At 49.7% G+C, this 21,841-nt stretch carries 14 protein-coding genes and 1 tRNA gene; 13 read left to right on the top strand and 2 right to left on the bottom strand.

Annotated features, from left to right (window positions below; genetic code table 11):
* Positions 1 to 305: 305 nt before the first annotated feature.
* From rppH to recD, 12 genes are all read left to right on the top strand, one after another.
* Positions 306 to 836, top strand: coding sequence for an RNA pyrophosphohydrolase (gene rppH / locus FH968_RS07880; protein ID WP_034498067.1), 531 nt, complete (start codon positions 306 to 308; stop codon positions 834 to 836).
* 12 nt (positions 837 to 848) lie between these two features.
* Positions 849 to 3,095, top strand: coding sequence for a phosphoenolpyruvate--protein phosphotransferase (gene ptsP / locus FH968_RS07875; RefSeq protein WP_139878601.1), 2,247 nt, complete (start codon positions 849 to 851; stop codon positions 3,093 to 3,095).
* Positions 3,096 to 3,270: 175 nt separating this feature from the next.
* On the top strand, positions 3,271 to 4,146 hold the full coding sequence (gene lgt / locus FH968_RS07870) for a prolipoprotein diacylglyceryl transferase (protein ID WP_139878600.1): 876 nt from the start codon (positions 3,271 to 3,273) through the stop codon (positions 4,144 to 4,146).
* Between the two features lie 7 nt (positions 4,147 to 4,153).
* Positions 4,154 to 4,948, top strand: coding sequence for a thymidylate synthase (gene thyA, locus FH968_RS07865; RefSeq protein ID WP_139878599.1), 795 nt, complete (start codon positions 4,154 to 4,156; stop codon positions 4,946 to 4,948).
* Between the two features lie 184 nt (positions 4,949 to 5,132).
* Entirely contained in the window at positions 5,133 to 5,606 is a 474-nt protein-coding gene (locus FH968_RS07860; protein ID WP_139878598.1) for a prepilin peptidase-dependent protein, read from the top strand.
* A complete protein-coding gene (locus tag FH968_RS07855) occupies positions 5,597 to 6,157 on the top strand; it encodes a prepilin peptidase-dependent protein (protein WP_139878597.1) in 561 nt (186 codons plus the stop codon). The genes FH968_RS07860 and FH968_RS07855 overlap by 10 nt, the downstream gene beginning before the upstream one ends.
* Positions 6,154 to 6,588 (top strand): DUF2509 family protein, encoded by a 435-nt coding sequence (locus FH968_RS07850; RefSeq protein WP_139878596.1) that lies wholly within the window; start codon positions 6,154 to 6,156, stop codon positions 6,586 to 6,588. The genes FH968_RS07855 and FH968_RS07850 overlap by 4 nt, the downstream gene beginning before the upstream one ends.
* Positions 6,570 to 6,911 (top strand): prepilin-type N-terminal cleavage/methylation domain-containing protein, encoded by a 342-nt coding sequence (locus tag FH968_RS07845; RefSeq protein ID WP_139878595.1) that lies wholly within the window; start codon positions 6,570 to 6,572, stop codon positions 6,909 to 6,911. The genes FH968_RS07850 and FH968_RS07845 overlap by 19 nt, the downstream gene beginning before the upstream one ends.
* A gap of 7 nt (positions 6,912 to 6,918) precedes the next feature.
* Positions 6,919 to 10,293, top strand: coding sequence for an exodeoxyribonuclease V subunit gamma (gene recC / locus FH968_RS07840; protein WP_139878594.1), 3,375 nt, complete (start codon positions 6,919 to 6,921; stop codon positions 10,291 to 10,293).
* 182 nt (positions 10,294 to 10,475) lie between these two features.
* Positions 10,476 to 13,361 carry a pitrilysin gene (gene ptrA / locus FH968_RS07835; protein WP_139878593.1) on the top strand — a complete coding sequence of 962 codons (2,886 nt, stop codon included), beginning with the start codon at positions 10,476 to 10,478 and terminating at the stop codon, positions 13,359 to 13,361.
* A 55-nt stretch (positions 13,362 to 13,416) separates the two neighbouring features.
* Positions 13,417 to 16,959: an exodeoxyribonuclease V subunit beta gene (gene recB / locus FH968_RS07830; RefSeq protein WP_139878592.1), complete on the top strand. Its 3,543-nt coding sequence runs from the start codon at positions 13,417 to 13,419 to the stop codon at positions 16,957 to 16,959.
* Positions 16,956 to 18,791 (top strand): exodeoxyribonuclease V subunit alpha, encoded by a 1,836-nt coding sequence (recD, locus tag FH968_RS07825; RefSeq protein ID WP_139878591.1) that lies wholly within the window; start codon positions 16,956 to 16,958, stop codon positions 18,789 to 18,791. Before recB ends, recD begins: the two co-directional genes overlap by 4 nt.
* Positions 18,792 to 18,815: 24 nt before the next feature.
* Here recD and argA read toward each other — a convergent pair whose 3' ends face one another.
* Positions 18,816 to 20,147: an amino-acid N-acetyltransferase gene (gene argA / locus FH968_RS07820; RefSeq protein WP_139878590.1), complete on the bottom strand. Its 1,332-nt coding sequence runs from the start codon at positions 20,145 to 20,147 to the stop codon at positions 18,816 to 18,818.
* Between the two features lie 234 nt (positions 20,148 to 20,381).
* Here argA and amiC point away from each other — a divergent pair, with 234 nt between their 5' ends.
* Positions 20,382 to 21,638: an N-acetylmuramoyl-L-alanine amidase AmiC gene (gene amiC, locus FH968_RS07815; protein WP_139878589.1), complete on the top strand. Its 1,257-nt coding sequence runs from the start codon at positions 20,382 to 20,384 to the stop codon at positions 21,636 to 21,638.
* Positions 21,639 to 21,759: 121 nt separating this feature from the next.
* On the opposite strand, the gene FH968_RS07810 is transcribed toward amiC, so the two are convergent.
* Positions 21,760 to 21,836 (bottom strand) — tRNA-Met (locus FH968_RS07810).
* Between the last annotated feature and the right edge of the window lie 5 nt (positions 21,837 to 21,841).

The following is a 21,841-nucleotide window of genomic DNA, read 5'->3' as shown; positions in this document are numbered from 1 at the left end:
ACTAAGCTGTGAGTTGATTTTTACCTAACTATTCAATTGAAATTATTATGTATTTTATTTTTGTTTGAATGAGTGGAATTGGAGTTATCCTAAGTTGTCCCGAGTGTATAAGGTAGTTCTTCACAGTTATATCCACAGAAAAAGTGAATAAACTACAGACCTTGTACCCCTTCATGTTTATAACTCGGTCATATTTTGTGAGTTATTCAAATGTTATTCCTTCTGACAACCGTTACACAGTGGTTTACCGTCTAGCGCTTGTATGAAACAATCGGCCTAATCTAAGTTTGTTTTGAGGTAGTCCGGTGATCGATGATGATGGCTACCGCCCGAATGTTGGTATCGTAATCTGTAATCGGCAGGGTCAAGTGATGTGGGCCAGGCGTTTTGGTCAACATTCCTGGCAGTTTCCGCAAGGTGGCATCAATCCTGGCGAATCCCCGGAACAGGCAATGTACCGGGAACTTTTCGAGGAAGTGGGTCTACAGCGAAAAGATGTCCGAATACTCGCCTCGACCCGAAACTGGTTACGTTACAAGTTACCGAAACGTTTGGTGCGTTGGGACACAAAGCCGGTTTGTATCGGCCAGAAGCAAAAATGGTTTCTCTTGCAGTTGATCAGTAGTGACAACGATATCAATATGCAAACCAGCAGTACCCCAGAGTTTGATGGCTGGCGCTGGGTTAGCTATTGGTATCCAGTCCGTCAGGTTGTCTCCTTTAAACGCGATGTTTATCGTCGGGTGATGAAAGAGTTTGCAAGCGTTGTAATGCCGCTGCAGGAAGTTACGCCACCACGTAATAACGCGCCTGCATGGCGACGTAAAAGAGGTTAAGTCACGCGAAAAATGCTCACCCGTCTACGAGAAATAGTCGAGAAGGTTGCCAGTGCTCCGCGCCTCAATGAGGCGCTGGATATTCTGGTTACAGACATCTGCCTTGCGATGGACACCGAGGTATGCTCGGTTTATCTCGCAGATCATGACCGGCGTTGTTTTTACCTGATGGCGACGCGCGGCCTTAAAAAGCCGCGCGGGCGCACTATTACACTCGCATTTGATGAAGGCATTGTCGGGCTAGTCGGACGTCTTGCAGAACCGATAAACCTTGCGGATGCGCAAAAACACCCCAGCTTTAAATATGTTCCCGCAGTAAAGGAAGAACGTTTTCGAGCCTTTTTAGGGGTTCCTATCATCCAGCGACGCCAGTTGCTGGGTGTGCTGGTGGTGCAGCAACGTGAGCACCGGCAATATGATGAAAGCGAGGAGTCTTTCCTCGTCACACTCGCCACACAGATGGCAGGCATTCTCTCTCAATCACAGTTGAACGCCTTATTTGGTCAATATCGCCAGACACGTATTCGCGCGCTGCCTGCATCCCCTGGTGTTGCCATTGCTGAAGGTTGGATGGACTCCACTCTTCCGCTAATGGAACAAGTGTCTGAAGCCTCAACACTTGATACAACGCTTGAAAGAGAACGCCTAACCGCAGCCCTTGAAGAAGCCTCCAACGAGTTTCGCCGCTACAGCAAACGCTTTGCTGCGGGTGCTCAGAAGGAAACGGCTGCCATATTTGATCTCTATTCGCACCTGTTGACTGATGCTCGTCTTCGTCGTGAATTATTTGAAGAAGTGGATAAAGGCTCAGTTGCTGAATGGGCGGTTAAAAAAGTTATCGAAAAATTTGCGGAGCAATTCGCAAGCCTGACCGATGGCTATTTAAAAGAGCGAGCAGGTGATCTACGTACGCTTGGCCAACGTCTGTTATTCCATCTCGATGACAACATTCAGAGCCCCAACACTTGGCCTGAACGCTTTGTTTTAGTCGCCGACGAGTTATCTGCAACCACGCTTGCTGAATTGCCACAAAACCGGCTTGTGGGTGTGGTGGTGCGCGATGGTGCCGCGAACTCTCATGCGGCTATCATGGTGCGGGCGTTAGGTATCCCAACAGTTATGGGAGCAGACATTCAACCCTCGGTGCTGCATCGCCGTACATTGGTAGTGGATGGTTATCGTGGTGAACTCCTGGTTGATCCGGAAGCTGTGCTGTTGCAGGAATACCAACGGCTCATCACCGAAGAGAATGAACTTACCCAACTAGTTGAAGATGATGTAAATAGTCCCGCAGCGCTAAAAAGCGGTGAGCGCGTGCAGGTCATGTTAAACGCGGGCCTTAGCCCTGAGCATGAACAACAGCTTGGCAGCCGTATTGACGGTATCGGGCTATACCGCACCGAAATCCCATTCATGCTGCAAAGTGGTTTCCCATCGGAAGAAGAGCAGGTCGCCCAATACCAGGGCATGTTGCAAATGTTTAACGAAAAGCCTGTCACGCTGCGAACGCTTGATGTTGGCGCGGATAAACAACTGCCGTATATGCCAATCAGCGAAGAAAACCCATGTCTGGGCTGGCGTGGGATCCGTATCACGCTTGACCAACCAGAGATTTTCTTGGTGCAAGTGCGAGCCATGCTACGAGCTAACGCGGCAACGGGCAACCTGAGCATTCTTCTGCCGATGATCACCAGCATCGACGAAATAGACGAAGCGCGTCGTCTGATAGACCGCGCCGGACGTGAAGTGGAAGAAGTGCTCGGTTACGAGTTACCAAAACCACGTATTGGCGTGATGGTTGAAGTCCCTTCGATGGTCTTTATGATGGGGCATCTTGCCAGCCGGGTTGATTTTATCTCGGTAGGTACTAACGATCTGACGCAATATTTGCTGGCAGTCGATCGCAATAATACCCGTGTCGCTAGCCTTTACGACAGCCTGCATCCAGCCATGCTGCGGGCGTTAAACTATATTGCGACAGAAGCTCAACGCCACAATATCGATTTGTGCTTGTGCGGTGAAATGGCGGGTGACCCCATGTGTGTCGCACTGCTAGTTGGCATGGGCTATCGCCATTTGTCGATGAACGGCCGTTCAGTTGCACGTGTTAAGTACCTGCTGCGCCATATTAGCCTTGAAGAAGTGCAACTGCTGGCTCAGCGCAGCCTTGAGGCTCAGCTAGCGACGGAAGTACGCCATCAAGTAGCATCTTTTATGGAACGTCGTGGCATGGGCGGTTTGATTCGCGGCGGGCGCTAAGGCGCTCGTTGTTTACTCCCCCCGCAACTGGTATTACATATCTTTTACAACTTCGCCGACTCAACCCTGATGCCCTTTGTGCTATGATCCGCTGCTTTCGGAGCGCATCAGCACAGATGCGTACTTGCAACCCATTGTAGAATTTCGATGGGGTAACAACGGTTTGTGGTGACAGATGAATAGTGGCTATCTGCATTTCCCTGAATTTGACCCGGTGATTTTTTCCGTCGGGCCAGTCTCTTTGCACTGGTATGGCGTGATGTACCTGGTCGGCTTCGTGTTTGCCATGTGGCTTGCGGGCCGTCGTGCCAATAAACCCGGTAGCGGTTGGACGAAAGACGAAGTTGAAAACTTGCTTTATGCGGGCTTCTTGGGTGTATTCCTTGGTGGGCGCCTTGGGTATGTTTTCTTCTACAACCTGCCTGTTTTCCTTGCCGATCCCCTGTACCTATTTAAAGTCTGGGATGGTGGCATGTCCTTCCATGGCGGGCTGGTCGGTGTTATCTGCGTGATGATTTGGTTTGCGCGTCGTACTCATCGCTCCTTCTTCCAGGTAGCTGATTTCATTGCACCACTGATTCCATTTGGCCTGGGTGCTGGTCGCCTTGGTAACTTTATCAATGGCGAATTGTGGGGGCGTGTTGATCCAAACTTCCAGTGGGCCATGTTGTTCCCTGGTTCGCGTAGTGAAGACATTGGCCTGCTGGCAACTCACCCTGAATGGCAGTCTTTGTTTAACACCTACGGTGTCTTGCCACGCCATCCTTCCCAGCTTTACGAGATGGTTCTGGAAGGTATCGTGCTGTTCATCATTCTTAACCTGTATATTCGTAAGCCGCGCCCGATGGGCGCCGTTTCCGGTCTGTTCCTGATTGGCTATGGAGCATTCCGTATCATCGTCGAATTCTTCCGCCAGCCGGATCAGCAATTTACCGGGGCGTGGGTGCAATACATCAGTATGGGGCAAATCCTATCGATTCCGATGATTGTCGCGGGTGTAATTATGATGATTTGGGCGTATCGTCGCCGCCCACAGCAACAGCTTTCGTGAGGAAACCATGCAACAATATCTTGATTTGATGAAACATGTGCTGGAAAACGGCACACCAAAAAATGACCGTACCGGCACCGGTACACTATCGATTTTTGGTCATCAGATGCGCTTCAATCTGCGAGATGGTTTCCCAATGGTTACCACTAAACGCTGCCATTTGCGTTCCATTATTCATGAACTGCTGTGGTTCCTGAAAGGTGACACTAACGTTGCCTATCTGCATGAAAACAATGTCTCTATCTGGGACGAATGGGCAGATGAAAACGGCGATCTTGGGCCGGTATATGGCAAGCAGTGGCGCTCTTGGGCTACGCCTGATGGTCGCCATATTGACCAGCTGACCACCGTGATTAACCAGCTTAAAAACGATCCGGATTCGCGCCGTATTATCGTTTCGGCGTGGAACGTTGGCGAACTGGATAAAATGGCGCTGGCACCATGCCATGCGTTCTTCCAGTTCTATGTGGCTGACGGCAAGCTTTCCTGCCAGCTTTACCAGCGTTCATGCGACATCTTCCTTGGGCTGCCATTTAATATCGCCAGCTACGCTTTACTGGTTCATATGATGGCGCAGCAATGTGACCTGGAAGTGGGGGATTTTGTGTGGACCGGTGGTGATACCCACCTGTACAGCAACCATCTTGAGCAAACGCATCTGCAATTAACACGTGAGCCGCGAGCTTTGCCAAAGCTGGTTATCAAACGTAAACCTGAGTCGCTGTTTGACTACCATTTTGAAGATTTCGAAATTGAAGGTTACGATCCTCATCCCGCGATCAAAGCCCCTGTCGCTATCTAACGGCTGACAGACTGTCATAACCGGTGCCATTTGTGCACCGGTTTTTTTTGCCCGTTTGACAACTTTGCGAGCCTCTTTCCAACACCCATGCAACCCGCAGCAACTGCACAACTTTCCTTCGATCTTTGCCGAAAATCAAACTGTTGCCAGTAGCGAAGAATCCCGCGGCTGGCACACTGCTGCCATGAAAATAAAACAACATGGTTTTAGCCTGATAGAAATGTTGGTGGTTATGTCTATTGTGGCGATGCTCAGCACTGGCAGTGTGCAGGGTTGGCAACAGTGGCAGCAGCGACAACGATTGTGGATAACGACCCAGCAGATTCGCAATTTGCTCGAACAGCTTCGCAACGATGCAAATTGGCATAATCGTGATCATCTTCTGATGGTGAACCGTACCGGGAATACATGGTGTCTGGCGAGCAAACAGCTTGAGGCAAACCTATGTCATTCAGAAGGACGTTGGCGATTACTTCAACCGTTTGTAGATGTCGATATTACCGAGACAACACCAAACCTTGGGTTCTATGGACAAAGGAATACAGCATGGCCAGGCCATATTGACTTGCAAAACGGTACGGGAAAATGGCGAGTTATTATCTCCGCTCAGGGGCGTATTCGTGTCTGCGAAATTATCGGGAGTAGTAAATGCAGCTAAATCAGCAGGGGTTCACCTTACTTGAAACGCTCATTGCCATGGCGCTAAGCAGCATTGTTCTGTTAGGGGCTGGCCGTTTGTTTCCGGTTCTGCAACGGGCTGTTTTGCAACAATATCAGAAAGAAACCTTGCAAGAATCGCTCTGGCAACTGGCATTCAGTTTGGGGAAACAGCTACAACGTGCGGGTTATTGCCACGGAAGTTGCCAAGGGGAAGGGCTAGTTCTGCGAAAGGAAGGGGGGTGTGTGCTGCTGCAATGGGATAGCAACAGTAATGGGCGCTGGGAACCCTCTAGTCATTCGGAACCTGAACAGATGGGTTTTCGTCTGAACAGTAGCAACCTGGAAGCTTTGCGCGGTGCGGCCACATGCGAAGGTAACGGCTGGGAGAAAGTTTCAGATCCTGCAACGATGGTAATACGTAAATTCTCGGTGACCCGTTTGGCGCGGCGCTCTCTGCCCTCATTGCTGATTATTGAGCTCGCAGCAGCCTCCAGCAAAGACCAAAGTCCGATTTCTTTGCGCCACATCGTTGTGGGTCATAATCTGTGAGTGGGCAATATGAGCGGGGTAATATCACCCTTGGGTTTGTACTGCTGTTATTAGCGTTGGGGATATTAATGCTTGCTGGATTACAACAACAACTTAGTCACCAACGCCATCTGGTCGCAAGTGAAGTCGCTTTCCTGAAACAGTATGCGGGGGCTATTTCAGCGCAAGCCTGGGGAAGCCAACTATCCTGGTTACCTAAGCTGGCGTGGGACTGCCAGCAACAACCAGAAAACGGCTGGAAAGCTTGTGTGTTGATGGTAGGAGAAAATGAAGCAGTTATGGCAGTACATGGGATTACTGAAAATCAACAAACGCCACTGACGTTGTGGCAATGGGGGACGCTTGATAACTTTCATTGGCTTTCAACTCCACATGGCTGGTTAGATTTTTGCCCCTTTACGGAGGTATCCCGATGCCAGTTGCCACAGTGAAATCATTGCAGCGCGGATTTAGTCTGGTGGAAGTACTCTGCGCTATGGCATTGTTTTCGGTCGTGATGCTGGCTCTACTGGGTTATCACCGGGCGTTACAGCAAGGTTTTCAGTCTCAGTGGCAATTCCGCCAGTTATGGCGATTAGCCGTGGAAATGAGCGAGCCTGAATCACCATTACCTACAGATGAATGGAAAGTTAGTCGGCAGCAGACATCGGAGGCTGGATGTGTCAGCATCGCCATTACGATTACCAGTCCTGGTGGGCGAACCGGGCAACTGTCACGGTTACATTGCCCGCAAAAAGAGAAAAGTCAGGAGTAGCGATTCTATGTTGCGTGTTTACCATTCCAACCGGCTGGATGTGCTGGAAGCAATTATGGAATTTATTGTGGAAAGGCAGCCGCTGCCGGACCCATTCCAGCCTGAGGTTGTATTGGTGCAAAGTACCGGTATGGCGCAATGGCTACAAATGACGCTGGCACAAAAGTTTGGTATCGCAGCAAACATCAGCTTCCCACTTCCTGCCAGCTTTATCTGGGATATGTTTGTGCGAGTACTGCCGAATATCCCGGAGCAAAGTGCGTTCAATAAGCAAAGCATGAGCTGGAAACTGATGACGCTCATTCCCACGATGCTGGAACAACCTGAGTTTGCACTGCTAAAACAGTATCTTGAAGAAGATGAAAATGGTCGCAAACTCTCTCAATTAGCGTCAAGAATTGCTGACCTTTACGACCAATATCTAGTCTATAGGCCGGGTTGGTTAAGTCAGTGGGAAAAAGGTGAACTTATCGACAATGTGGGCGAAGCTCAATTGTGGCAGGCTCCACTATGGGCGGCGCTGGTACACCATACGCAAGAGCTTGGGCAACCTGAATGGCACCGTGCGAATCTCTATCAACGTTTTATTAATACTCTGGAATCAAGCAGCGAATGCCCGCCTGGTTTGCCTGCTCGTGTCTTTATTTGTGGTATTTCAGCATTGCCACCTGTTTATCTTCAGGCGCTACAAGCGCTGGGTAAGCACATTGATGTCCATTTGCTGTTTACCAACCCATGCCGCTATTACTGGGGGGATATTAAAGATCCTGCTTATCTTGCAAGATTAATCAGCCGCCGCCGCCGTAGCCACGCTAAGGAAGACTTAACGCTTCCACTATTTAAAGACAGCGATACGGCTTCTGCATTGTTCAACGACGCAGGTGAACAAGATATTGGCAACCCACTGCTGGCCTCATGGGGCAAATTAGGGCGTGATTACACTTTCTTGTTGGCTGAGCTACAACGCTTTGAAGAAATTGACGTATTTGTCGATATAGACCCTGGTAACCTCCTGCACAATCTGAAGTACGATTTGCTCGAGTTACAAAGCAATGCGGTCACCGGTCTGACCGAAGAAGAGTTTGAGCACAGCCATAAGAAACGGGTTCTGTCCCTTGATGACCGCTCAGTCACTTTCCATGAATGTCACAGTCCTCAACGTGAGGTTGAAGTACTGCACGATCAGCTTTTGGCGATGCTTGAGACCGACACTACGCTAACACCTCGCGATATCATTGTGATGGTGGCGGATATCGACAGTTACAGTCCGTTTATCCAGGCAGTATTTGGTAATGCGGTGGCAGAACGCAGGCTACCTTTTGCAATTTCCGACCGCAGAGCCCGCCAGGCACATCCGGCTCTGCAAGCTTTTATCTCACTACTCTCACTACCTGACAGCCGATTTGCAGCGCAGGATGTCCTTGCTCTGCTGGAAGTTCCCGCACTGGCGGCTCGGTTCTCAATTAACGAAGAAGGGCTGCGTTACTTACGCTTGTGGGTGCATGAATCGGGGATTCGTTGGGGAATTGACGACGATAACGTTCGTGAGCTGAATCTCCCGGCAACAGGGCAGCATACCTGGCGCTTTGGTTTGACTCGCATGTTGTTGGGCTATGCGATGGATAGTCAGGCAGGTGAATGGCAGTCAATCCTCCCTTACGATGAATCGAGTGGTTTAATTGCTGAGCTTGTCGGGCAGTTGGCTGAATTGTTAATGCAACTGAATATCTGGCGTCGTGAGTTAACTGTAGCGCGGCCTTTAGTTGAATGGACGACGGTATGCCGTGGCATGCTGGCCAGTTTCTTCCTGCCTGATACGGAAACCGAAGCGGCATTAGCGTTAATTGAGCAGCAATGGCAAGAAATCATTAAATATGGCCTTGAAAGCCATTATCAGGAAAACGTCTCACTGACGCTATTGCGTGATGAACTCGCACAACGATTGGATCAAGAACGTATTAGCCAACGTTTCCTGGCCGGTCCAATCAACTTTTGCACACTGATGCCAATGCGTTCTATCCCGTTCAAAGTTGTTTGCTTGCTTGGCATGAATGACGGTGTTTATCCACGCACGCTTGCTCCTCTGGGGTTTGATTTAATGAGCCAGAAACCGCAACGAGGCGACCGTAGCCGCCGAGATGACGATCGCTACTTGTTCCTGGAGGCACTTAACTCTGCGCAAATGCGCTTCTACATCAGTTATATCGGACGTTCTATTCAGGACAACAGCCAGCGTTATCCTTCGGTATTGGTTGATGAACTATTAGATTACATTGCGCAAAGCCATTGCCTGCCACAGGACACGGAAAAAACCTGCGACGAGAGCAGTGAACGCGTGAAAAAACATTTAGTTCAACAGCATAAGCGCACTCCTTTTGAAGCGGGTAATTTCTTACCAGGGACTTCAGCACAGAGCTATGCCAACGAATGGTTGCCTGCGGCAAGTGGGCGGGGGCAAGCTCAGGCTCCGTTTATTCAGCCATTGCAGGAACAAACTCAGAACGTCATCACGTTGGATCAATTACAACGTTTCTGGCGACATCCTGTGCGCGCCTTTTTCCAGATGCGTTTGGGGATCAATTTCTGGCTTGAAGAAACCGAACTTCCGGATGCAGAACCTTTCACATTAGATAGCCTCGAACGTTTCCAAATGAATCAGGAGTTGCTGAATGCGCTGGTTCAGGAGGGGGACACACAGCAGTTATTCAGCCGTTATAGAGCAGCAGGCGCATTACCATACGGTGCTTTCGGTGAAATTTTATGGGAAACCCAGTTAACAGAAATGGAAGAACTGGCCCAAAAAGTGAGAGCCGAGCGACAAAATGGCAACAGCCAGGAAGTCTCACTGCTTTTAGGCGGAACAAGTCTGGAAGGTTGGTTGTCGGATGTGCAGGCTGATGGACTGTTGCGCTGGCGGCCCTCCATCCTTAACCCGGCACATGGCCTGCAACTGTGGATTGAACATGTTGTCTGGTGTGCGATGGGGGGAAGCGGCGAAAGCCGTCTATATGGGCGAGATTCCACGGAGTGGAAATTCCCTTCACTTGAAGTTGAGCAGGCAAAAAGCTACCTCCAGCAACTCATTGATGGTTATCGTAAAGGATTAGTACAGCCGTTGCTGTTGCTTCCAATGAGTGGCGGCGCATGGATAAAAGCCTGTTATGAACCCGCAAATGATGCCATTTTATGGGATGAGCAAACGCAACAGAAAGCTAAAAGTAAGCTGTTGACTGCCTGGGAAGGGAATCAAAGAGTCGAAGGTGAAGGGGCAGATAAATGGCTACAACGCTTGTATCGAACGCTGGAGCCAGACTACTACGAAGCGATAATCAATGAGGCTGAGCGCTACTTGCTGCCGCTGTATCGCTTCAATAAAGCTTAAATTTTTGTATAAAAATTGCACAATCCGGCAGGTTCATCTATTATGCGCACCTTGCTCAGGGTTGGCGAAAAAAGAAGCAACTATAATAACGGACCGTTTAAAAGTTGTTAATGATGAGTGAGTTATACCCAAGATAGCTTGAGTCGTGGGGTATAGAAGTTTCGTGATTATGAGGTTCGTTAATGCCTAAATGCAGCACCTGGTTAAAACCGCTTTTCTTGTTAGTCGCTCTTTGGGCACCATTAAGTCAGGCAGACACGGGTTGGCAACCCATTCAGGAAACTATCCATAAAAGTGAGAAAGACAATCGCCAATATCAAGCTGTACGCCTTGATAATGGTATGACGGTGTTGCTGGTTTCGGATCCGCAAGCCGTTAAGTCATTGTCTGCGTTGGTGGTTCCTGTTGGATCTTTAGAAGATCCCGACGACCATCTTGGCCTTGCTCACTACCTTGAACATATGACACTGATGGGTTCTAAAAAATATCCTGAACCGGATAGCCTGTCAGAGTTCCTCAAAAAGCATGGTGGTAGCCATAACGCCAGTACTGCGACTTACCGCACAGCGTTTTACCTTGAAGTAGAAAACAACGCGCTGGAAGGGGCGGTAGACCGTTTATCGGATGCCATTGCTGAACCAAACCTCGCTCCTGAATACGCTGAACGTGAACGTAATGCGGTTAATGCAGAGCTGACTTTAGCCCGTGCCCGTGACGGTATGCGTATGGCGCAAGTTAGTGCAGAAACTATCAACCCAGCGCACCCTGGCTCGCGCTTCTCTGGTGGTAACCTGGAAACTCTACGCGATAAACCTGGCAGCAAGCTTCTTGATGCGCTGGTGGCATTTCGCGATAAATACTATTCCGCTAACCTGATGAAAGCGGTCATCTACAGTAATAAACCGTTACCTGAACTAGCAAAAATTGCAGTAGAAACTTACGGTCGAGTGTCGAATAAAAATATCGAACGGCCTGTTATTAACGTACCGGTTGTCACTGATGCGCAAAAAGGCATCATTATTCACTACGTGCCTGCATTGCCGCGAAAAGTAGTGCGTATTGAATTTAGAATCGACAACAATAGCGATAAATTCCGTAGCAAAACCGATGAATTAATTGGTTACTTGATTGGCAATCGTAGTAACAATACCCTTTCTGATTGGCTGCAAAAGCAAGGGCTTGCAGATAGTATTCGTGCCGATTCTGATCCTTTAGTTAACGGCAACAGTGGCGTATTCGCCATCTCTGTATCGTTAACTGATAAAGGCCTGGCTCAGCGTGATGAAGTTGTGGCCGCTATTTTTAGCTACTTAAATAACCTTCGTGAGCATGGCGTTGATAAAAGCTATTTTGATGAGCTTGCCCATGTGCTGGATCTCGACTTCCGTTACCCATCAATTACCCGGGATATGGATTATGTAGAATGGTTAGCAGACACCATGCTGCGCGTACCTGTCGAGCACACGCTTGATGCTGTTAATATTGCGGATAAATACGACCCTGCTGCCATTAAATCACGGCTGGATATGATGACGCCGCAAAATGCCCGCGTCTGGTATATCAGCCCGAAAGAGCCACATAACAAAACGGCTTATTTTGTTGATGCGCCTTATCAGGTCGACAAAATCACGCCACAACTCTTTGATAGCTGGCAGCAAAAAGCAGCGGCTATAAAGCTGACATTGCCACAACTGAACCCGTACATTCCCGACGATTTTACCCTGGTTAAACAGGATAAAACCTATGCTCATCCTGAGCTGTTGGTTAAAGAAGCGGGTCTTCGCGTGTTGTATATGCCGAGCCACTATTTTGCCAATGAGCCTAAAGCTGATGTCACCATGGTGCTGCGCAATCCACAAGCGATGGACAGCGCCAAAAACCAAGTGTTGTTTGCCCTGAATGACTATTTAGCGGGAATTGCACTGGATGAGTTAAGTAACCAGGCGTCTATCGGTGGTATTGGTTTTTCGACCAATGCCAATAGCGGCTTAATGGTTAATGCCAACGGTTATACCCAACGTTTGCCACAGCTTTTTGAAGCACTGTTAAAGGGCTACTTCTCCTATACTCCGACTCAGGAACAATTGGACCAGGCGAAGTCATGGTATGCCCAAATGATGGATTCGGCAGAAAAGGGCAAAGCTTACGACCAGGCAATTATGCCGGTGCAAATGGTGTCCCAGGTACCGTATTTCCAGCGCGATGCTCGCCGGGCATTATTGCCTGAACTGACGCTCAAAGATGTTCTTGATTACCGTGAAACCTTAAAAAACAATGCTAAACCTGAGTTTTTGGTGTTGGGCAACATGTCTTCCGATCAGGCGAAAGACCTGGCTCATCGGGTACAAAGCCAGCTGGCCTCCAAAGGTAACGAGTGGTGCCGTAATAAAGATGTGTTGGTTGATAAACAACATTTAGCGATGTTTGAAAAAGCAGGGAGCAGCACAGATTCAGCACTGGCTGCGGTTTACGTACCGACAGGTTACGACGAAACCGTGAGTACCGCTTACAGCTCAATGTTGGGGCAAATCATTCAACCATGGTTCTACAACCAGTTACGCACTCAGGAACAGTTGGGCTATGCGGTATTTGCATTCCCGATGTCGGTAGGGCGCCAGTGGGGGATCGGTTTCTTATTGCAAAGCAACGACAAGCAACCAGACTATTTGTATCAACGCTTTAAAGCATTTTACCCAACAGCTGAGAAAAAACTGCGTAGCATGAGCGCTGAAGATTTTGCCCAAATGCAGCAGGGAATGATCAGTGAAATGATGCAGGCACCGCAAACCTTGTCTCAGGAAGCCTCGCAACTGAGCAAAGATTTCGATCGCGGAAACATGGACTTTGATTCGCGTGATAAAGTAGTCACCGAAATTAAAAAACTGACCCCGCAAAAACTGGCTGATTTCTTCCATCAGGCAGTGATTGAACCGCAAGGCATGGCTGTACTGTCGCAAGTTTCTGGTAGTCACAATGGTAAGGCAGACTATGCCGCTCCGAATGGGTGGAAAACCTGGAAGGAGGTCAGCGGTCTGCAACAATCATTACCGCTCGTCGACACTAAGTAACTTGGGTTACAGCCAACCCTGTAACCTGAAGTGCGACGAGAATAAGTGAGGAATAATGACCGGAACCACGCAGCCTCTTGATCCCCTTAGTTTACCCCTAACGGGGGAGCGGCTGATTGAAGCCTCTGCAGGTACCGGAAAAACCTTCACCATAGCAGCACTTTACCTGCGTTTGTTGCTTGGTCTGGGTGGGCAAAATGCTCACCCAAGACCGCTTTCCGTTGAAGAACTATTGGTCGTAACCTTTACACAGGCAGCGACTGAAGAACTCCGTGGCCGTATTCGCGCCAATATCCATGAGTTACGTATCGCTTGCGTTCGTAATCGCACCGATAATCCTTTGTTCCAAAAACTGCTGGCGGAAATTCCCGACCTTCAGCAGGCCGCCCAGGTATTGCGTCTCGCAGAACAGCAAATGGACGAAGCTGCAATATTTACCATCCATGGATTTTGCCAGCGCATGCTCAGTCTGAATGCTTTTGAATCGGGCATGTTGTTTGAACAACAACTCATTGAAGATGAATCTCTGTTACGTCGCCATGCTTGCGCCGATTTCTGGCGTCGACATTGTTATCCGTTACCTAAACCTGTTGCGCAGGTTATGGCGGAAGAATGGGCCGGTCCTGACGAACTTCTCCGAGATATAAATAGTTGGCTACAAGGTGAACAACCGGTTCTGAAACAGCCCCCCGCCGACGATGAAACGCTGCTCGCGCGTCACCAAAAGATTATTAACACCATTGAGGATGTGAAAGCACAGTGGTGTGCCTGCGCCGACGAAATTGCGCAGATCCTCAGTGTTGCGAAGATAGACCGCCGAAGTTACAGCAGCAAAAACTTACCTAGCTGGTTGAACATTGTTGGCACCTGGGCACAAACCGAAACAACGACCTACAAACTGCCGAAGGAACTCGAGCGCTTCTCTCAATCGATGCTGGATGAGAAAACTAAAGAAGGCCAACCGCCACAGCATCCTGTTTTTAGAGCGATTAACGATCTGCTGGGTGAACCGCTAACATTACGTGATTTAGTTATCGCCCGTGCAATGGCTGAAATTCGTTATAGCGTGCAGCAAGAAAAAAGTCGTCGTGGAGAACTAGGCTTTGACGATATGCTGGCTCGTCTGGATGAAGCGCTGCACAAACCGGGCGGCGATGCGCTGGCGGCTGCAATCAGGGGGCGTTTCCCAGCTGCAATGATCGATGAATTCCAGGATACCGACCCGCAGCAATATCGTATTTTCAGACGCCTATATATCAATCAGCCTGATACTGCGTTGTTGCTTATTGGTGATCCAAAGCAGGCTATTTACGCCTTCCGTGGTGCGGATATTTTTACCTACATGAAAGCCCGCCATGAGGTAAGTGCCCACTACACGCTGGACACTAATTGGCGTTCATCACCTTTGATGATAAGCAGCGTAAATACTCTATTCCAACAACTGGATAATCCCTTCTTATTCCAGCAAATTCCGTTCTTAGCGGTGAAAGCGGCTGAGAAAAATAACGGACTGCGTTTCACCATTAAAGGGAAAAGTCAGGCGGCAATGTCGTTCTGGACACAGCCGGGAGATGGCTGTGGTGTAAGTGAATACCAACAAACCATGGCTATGCAGTGCGCGCAGCAGATTCGAGACTGGCTGACAGCCGGGCAGCGCGGCGAGGCGTTGTTGTGGAAGGGTGAGGAATCACGTCCGGTTCAATCTTCTGACATCACTATTTTGGTGCGCAGCCGCGGTGAAGCTTCCATTGTGCGTGAAGCACTGGCAAGCCTGAATATTCCATCAGTTTACCTTTCAAACCGCGATTCGGTGTTTGCCACACCAGAGGCCAGAGAAGTTCTGTGGATTTTGCAAGCGGTGCTGGCACCAGAAATTGAAACTGCATTGCGCAGTGCGGTCGCGACCAGCATGTTGGGTCTTGATGCCCGAATGATTGAAGCTCTGAACGACGATGAAAATGCCTGGGATCAACTGGTTGAAGAGTTTTCGGACTATCAGAAAATTTGGTTGCGCCGGGGCGTAATGCCAATGCTACGAGCTCTAATCGCTCGTCGGCAGGTGGCTGAAAACTTGCTAGCAACTCCGGGTGGCGAGAGGCGACTGACCGATATTTTGCACATCAGCGAACTGCTGCAAGAAGAGGCTGCGCAGACCGATAGCGAGCATGCATTGGTTCGTTGGCTGGCGCAGCAGGTTGCAGAACCTGATAGCAACGCATTCAGCCAACAACTTCGCCTCGAAAGTGACAGGCATTTGGTTCAGGTTGTCACCATTCATAAATCGAAAGGGCTTGAGTACCCGTTGGTTTGGCTACCGTTCATCGCCAATTATCGGGCGCAAAGCAGCGGTTTGTATCACGATCGCTCAACCTTCTCGCCGTTGTTGGATTTAAGCGATGATGCGGAAAGCCTGAGTCTGGCAGAAGAAGAACGACTGGCAGAGGATTTACGTTTGTTGTATGTCGCCTTAACACGGTCTATCTGGCACTGCAGTCTTGGTGTTGCGCCACTGTTTAAAGGAAATCGTGCCAAAAAAGGTTCCAGTGATTTGCATCTTGGTGCGTTGGGGTATCTCCTGCAAAAAGGAGAAGCAAAAGATGCCGTGGGGTTACAGGCGGACTTGATGGCACTGGTGAGTGAGTCGATTCGGGTCGAAGAGCCAAAATCTGAGGATTACACGCCCTGGCAGCCAGTGAGTGCTGAACTTCCGGAATTGAGTGCCAGAACCATGAGAAGACAAGTGGCCGATAACTGGCGTGTAACCAGTTATTCCGGATTGCAGCAGCATGGCAGTGGGCAGGCGCTGGATTTGTTACCTCGTCTGGATGTTGATGCAGCCGGGGTTGCGCCAGTACAGAGTGAACCTTTACTTACTCCGCATACCTTCCCTCGTGGGGCTGGTCCTGGCACATTTTTACATAGCTTGTTCGAAGGAATTGATTTTACTCAGCCACTTAACGATACATGGATTGCTGAACAGTTATCTGCACAAGGTTTTGGCGAAGAGTGGCGGCCGATATTAACACAGTGGCTGCAAACGATTTTGCAGGCACAGTTAAACGATACAGGCGTGTCACTATGCCAGTTAACTCCGCAAGAAAAGCAGGTTGAACTGGAGTTCTATTTGCCTATTGATCGTGATTTGCATGCGGTGCAACTGGATCAACTGGTACGTGAATTTGACCCGTTATCGTCAGGCTGCCCACCGTTAAACTTCAAACAAGTGCGCGGTATGCTGAAAGGATTTATTGACCTGGTGTTCCGTTGGCAGGGGCGTTATTACCTGCTGGATTACAAATCTAACTGGCTAGGCGAAGACAGTAGCGCTTATACCCGGGAGGCTATGGCCGGTGCCATGCAATCTCACCGTTACGATTTGCAGTATCAGTTGTATACGCTGGCGTTGCACCGTTACTTACGCCACCGCATTCCTGATTATGACTACCAAAGCCATTTTGGCGGTGTTATCTATCTTTTCTTACGCGGCGTTGAGGGTGACGGTTCGTCTCAGGGAATATTTTCAACGCGTCCGGATGCAGAGTTAATTGCCAAAATGGACGCACTGTTCGCAGCGCAAACGGACGAGGTCACGCCATGAGAATGACAGCGTTGTTACAGCTGGCGGTGGAGCAAAAGTTATTGCGTGCTCTGGATGCCCAGTTTGCCATAGTGATCGCCAGTGATGAGCACCCCGCTGTGATGCTGGCTGCGGCACTGGTCAGCCATGACGCGGGGGAAGGGCATGTATGCATTCCTCTTTCGCGTTTAACGCCGGAATTTTGTTTTGCCGGGCGGCAACCGGATTTTGCTGAACAACTCTTTGCGCAAGCGGCAATTAAAACCAACTGGCGCGAAACGCTGCTTGCATCTCCTGCTGTGAGTGAACATGAAGGTACCACGCCGCTGAAATTGATTGGCGAGCGTTTGTATCTCAACCGGATGTGGCAAAACGAACAGGCGGTCGCCCGCTTCTTCGGTGCTGAAAATCGTGCGATTCCTCTTGATGAAGGACTGGTTGTCAGCGTACTCAATCAACTGTTTGCGCCCATGCCTGATATCGATTGGCAAAAGGTTGCGGCTGCGGTGGCATTGACTCGTCGTATTTCGGTAATTTCTGGCGGACCAGGAACCGGTAAAACAACGACTGTTGCGAAATTGCTCGCGGCCTTAGTTCAGCTATCTGGCACTCAAACTTTACGTATTCAACTGGCTGCACCAACAGGTAAAGCGGCTGCGCGTTTAACCGAATCACTGGGCTCGGCATTAAGTCGTTTGCCGCTGGATGATGCACAAAAAGCGGCATTGCCTAACGATGCTTGTACTCTGCATCGCTTGTTGGGTGCACAGCCAAATAGCCAGCGCCTGCGCTATCACGCGGGGAACCCGTTACATCTCGACGTTCTGGTCGTTGATGAAGCCTCGATGGTGGATTTGCCGATGATGGCAAAGCTTATTAATGCAATTCCTGCGCACGCGCGGGTTATTTTCCTTGGCGACCGCGATCAACTGGCATCGGTAGAGGCGGGGGCGGTGCTTGGCGATATTTGCCACTATGTCACATACGGATATTCGCCTGACAGGGCGGCCGAGCTAAGCCGGTTGACTGGCTATGCGCTTCCAGCAGGTGAGAGTGCTCAGGCGAATGCGCTACGCGATGGGCTTTGTTTGCTGCAAAAGAGCTACCGTTTTGATAGCCAGTCAGGCATCGGGCAATTGGCGTTTGCCATTAACACCAGCGATGTGAAGCAAGCCAGGGCGGCATTTGCCAAAGGTTTTACCGATATAACAAAGCAGCCGCTGCGTGAAACAGAAGACTATGCCGTAATGATTGCCGATGCGGTGGAAGGTTATCGGCCGTATCTGGAATTAATGCACAATCGCGCCGAACCTGCCGATATTCTCGAAGCCTTCGGGCGTTATCAATTGTTATGCGCGCTGCGGGATGGTCCGTTTGGCGTGAGTGGCCTGAATAACCGCATCGAATTGGCGTTGATTCAAAAACGTCTGATTGAGCGACCAAATCAGGCGGCATCACGTTGGTACAACGGCCGGCCAATTATGATTTCCCGAAATGACAGCTCTCTGGGTTTGTTCAACGGGGATATTGGAATTGCGCTGGACAGAGGCGAGGGGCTGCGCATCTGGTTCCCGATGCCGGACGGCACGATAAAATCCGTGCAGCCGAGCCGCTTGCCAGGACACGACACGGCCTATGCTATGACTGTGCATAAATCGCAGGGATCGGAATTCGACCATGCGGCGCTGGTGTTACCAAACCAATACACGGCCGTGGTAACACGCGAACTGGTCTATACCGCCATAACCCGTGCGCGTAAGAGATTATCTTTGTATGCCGATGATCGGGTGTTAGAAAAGGCAATTGTGACAAAGACTGAACGGCGCAGTGGATTGATGGAAAGTTTTAGCTAGCCCTGTATAGGGCTAGCGAGTTCGTCAGGCTAAATCAGCCATCAGCACTTTTGAACGGCGCTGATAGTTGTACATTTCTTTTTTACTCTCCGGCAGCAGCTCAACATCGACCGGCATAAAACCGCGTTCCTGGAACCAGTGAATGCTGCGGGTTGTCAGAACGAACAGTTTGCTCAGACCCATTTGCCGCGCTTGCGAGGCAATGCGTTGCAGCAGGACCTCACCGCGAGATGAACTGCGATAGTCCGGATGAACCGCCACGCAGGCCATTTCGCCAATTCCTTCTTCCTGGAATGGATAGAGTGCTGCACAAGCGATAGTCAGATTATCGCGCTGAATAATGGTGAATTTGTCGATCTCCATTTCCAGTTGCTCGCGCGAACGACGTACCAGTATCCCTTGCTGTTCCAGCGGGCGAATGAGTTCCAGTATGCCGCCTATATCATTAATGGTGGCGCGGCGAATTTGCTCCGCACTTTCCATCACAATTTGTGTACCGATGCCATCGCGTGAGAAAAGCTCCTGCAATAGCGCACCATCTTCCTGATAGCTGATTAAATGGCTGCGACGCACGCCGCTACGGCAGGCTTTAACCGCACCGCGTAAGAAACGCACGGTACCGGAATGGTAGTCATCGACTTCCTCCAGTTCTTCAATGCGTTTTTGTGCATCGTTAGGGAACAGTTCAGAAACGATATTGCCGTTGTCGTCAATAACCCCCTGAGAAGAGCAAAAGCCAATCATTTTTTCGGCTTTCAGTTTGACCGCCAACTGTGTGGCAATCTCTTCTGAAGTGAGGTTGAAGCTTTCGCCCGTAACTGAAACGGCCACCGGGCCCATCAGGACAATCGCGCCGTTATCAAGCTGACGGTGAATCGCTTCTTCGTCGATACGACGCACGCGCCCGCTGTGGCAATAGTCCACACCATCATCCACACCTAACGGTTGAGCGATAATAAAGTTACCGCTGACCACATTGATATGTGCGCCTTGCAACGGTGTGTTGCCAAGGCTCATGGACAAACGTGCTGTAATATCCAACTGCAATAAACCGGCAGCCTGCTTTACCAGCTCCAGCGTTTTGGCATCCGTCACGCGCGTATGTTTATGGTAAATAGGTTCATGATTATGCGAAGCCAGGTTGGCATCAATCTGCGGGCGAGCGCCATACACCACCACCAGACGAATCCCCAGGCTGTGCAACAGCCCAATATCGTTGACGATACTGGAAAAGTTCTCGTGTTCAATGGCTTCGCCGCCAAGCATAATGACAAACGTTTTTCCCCGATGGGCATTTATATAGGGAACAGAATGGCGGAATCCCTGTACCAGTTCGGTTCTACGTTCCTTCACCACGGCTAGACCTCATTGCATGATTATTCGTAATTTCTGTATTTTTATTCTTTTATTGCTTCTGGTGCAAGCAGCAATTAACGCAAAGCGGATTTTTCTGCATTTGGGCTACCAAGTGCTTGATCGCGAATGTTTACCCTTTAATGGGTGACAGCCCGAGCGTGTTTCGTTAAAGTTTTCGGCTCAAAAAATAAAATTGATTATTCGATTCACAGGAATACACCGCTCAGGAGAGCTATGCCAGATTCCAATCCATTAATAAGTCGGCGCCGTTTATTGCAGGGTGCAGGTGCTATGTGGCTATTGAGTGTTAGCCAGGTTGGCTTTGCTGCCTCAAGCTTGGTCGTTGCCGTGCGAGTCTGGCCCGCATCGTCGTACACTCGTGTCACGCTGGAATCGAACAAGCAGCTCAAATATCGGCAGTTTGCGTTAAGTAACCCCGATAGAGTGGTAGTAGATATTGAAGGTGTGAATTTAAATTCAGTATTGAAGGGAATCGGTGGTCAGATTCGTGGCGACGATCCTTTCATTAAATCTGCGCGCGTAGGCCAGTTTGATCCTCAAACTGTACGCATGGTTTTCGAACTTAAACAAAACGTGACACCGCACTTATTTGCGCTGGCACCGGTCGCTGAATTTAAAGAGCGCCTGGTTATGGACTTGTATCCGGCCAATATGAATAGCGAGCAAGATCCGCTATTGGCATTGCTCGAAGATTACAACAACGGCAAGCTCGATAAGAATACACCGCCGTCCCCGGAACAAGGGCCACAGCCAGGAAAAGCTGGGCGTGACCGGCCAATTGTTATCATGCTTGATCCTGGCCATGGCGGGGAAGATCCCGGTGCTATCGGGCCAAACAAGACGCGCGAAAAAGACATCGTGCTTAAAATTGCCCGCCGCCTGAAAGCGCTTATTGATAAAGAAGCGAATATGAAAGCCTACATGACCCGTAACGAGGATGTGTTTATTCCGTTAAAAGTCAGGGTGGCGAAAGCGCAGAAGCAACGCGCTGATCTTTTTGTTTCTATTCATGCGGATGCGTTTACGTCCGGCGCTGCACGCGGCTCATCAGTCTTTGCGCTCTCAACCAAAGGCGCGACCAGTACCGCGGCAAAATTCCTCGCACAAACGCAGAACGCCGCCGACTTAATCGGTGGGGTGAGTAAGAGTGGCGATAAATACCTCGACCATACGATGTTCGATATGGTGCAGTCGTTGACCATCAACGACAGCCTGAAATTCGGCAAAGAAGTGCTGAACCGATTAGGGCGAGTGAATAAGCTGCATAAAAATAGTGTCGATCAGGCAGGGTTTGCAGTACTGAAAGCGCCGGATATTCCATCCATTCTGGTGGAGACTGCATTTCTGAGTAACGTTGAAGAAGAGCGTAAGCTACGTACGGCCAAGTTTCAGCAAGAAGTGGCAGAGTCTATCCTGGCGGGGATTAAAGCGTATTTTGCGGATAGTTCACGCCTGGCACGACGCGGGTAGACTTTATAGAGGGGGTGAGCGAAAGCGACATCCACTCTTTTATATAACCACAATTCGAATTATTTAGGGTCTACAGCGGATTTCAGATACAAAAAAACACCCGTTAAGGTGTTTATAATGTTGGTTGCGGGGGCCAGATTTGAACTGACGACCTTCGGGTTATGAGCCCGACGAGCTACCAGGCTGCTCCACCCCGCGTCCGT

The sequence above is a fragment of the Buttiauxella sp. B2 genome, assembly GCF_006376615.1.
Taxonomy (GTDB): domain Bacteria; phylum Pseudomonadota; class Gammaproteobacteria; order Enterobacterales; family Enterobacteriaceae; genus Buttiauxella.
The sequence above is the reverse complement of the archived record's forward strand: the minus strand, read 5'-3'. Positions and strand labels throughout refer to the sequence as shown.

Coding starts and splice junctions, on each gene's coding strand:
- FH968_RS07845 (WP_139878595.1), top strand. CDS start 6,570: ATGCCAGTTGCCACAGTGAAATCATTGCAGCGCGGATTTAGTCTGGTG.
- thyA (WP_139878599.1), top strand. CDS start 4,154: ATGCAACAATATCTTGATTTGATGAAACATGTGCTGGAAAACGGCACA.
- lgt (WP_139878600.1), top strand. CDS start 3,271: ATGAATAGTGGCTATCTGCATTTCCCTGAATTTGACCCGGTGATTTTT.
- amiC (WP_139878589.1), top strand. CDS start 20,382: ATGCCAGATTCCAATCCATTAATAAGTCGGCGCCGTTTATTGCAGGGT.
- FH968_RS07855 (WP_139878597.1), top strand. CDS start 5,597: ATGCAGCTAAATCAGCAGGGGTTCACCTTACTTGAAACGCTCATTGCC.
- recD (WP_139878591.1), top strand. CDS start 16,956: ATGAGAATGACAGCGTTGTTACAGCTGGCGGTGGAGCAAAAGTTATTG.
- FH968_RS07860 (WP_139878598.1), top strand. CDS start 5,133: ATGAAAATAAAACAACATGGTTTTAGCCTGATAGAAATGTTGGTGGTT.
- ptsP (WP_139878601.1), top strand. CDS start 849: ATGCTCACCCGTCTACGAGAAATAGTCGAGAAGGTTGCCAGTGCTCCG.
- ptrA (WP_139878593.1), top strand. CDS start 10,476: ATGCCTAAATGCAGCACCTGGTTAAAACCGCTTTTCTTGTTAGTCGCT.
- recC (WP_139878594.1), top strand. CDS start 6,919: ATGTTGCGTGTTTACCATTCCAACCGGCTGGATGTGCTGGAAGCAATT.
- recB (WP_139878592.1), top strand. CDS start 13,417: ATGACCGGAACCACGCAGCCTCTTGATCCCCTTAGTTTACCCCTAACG.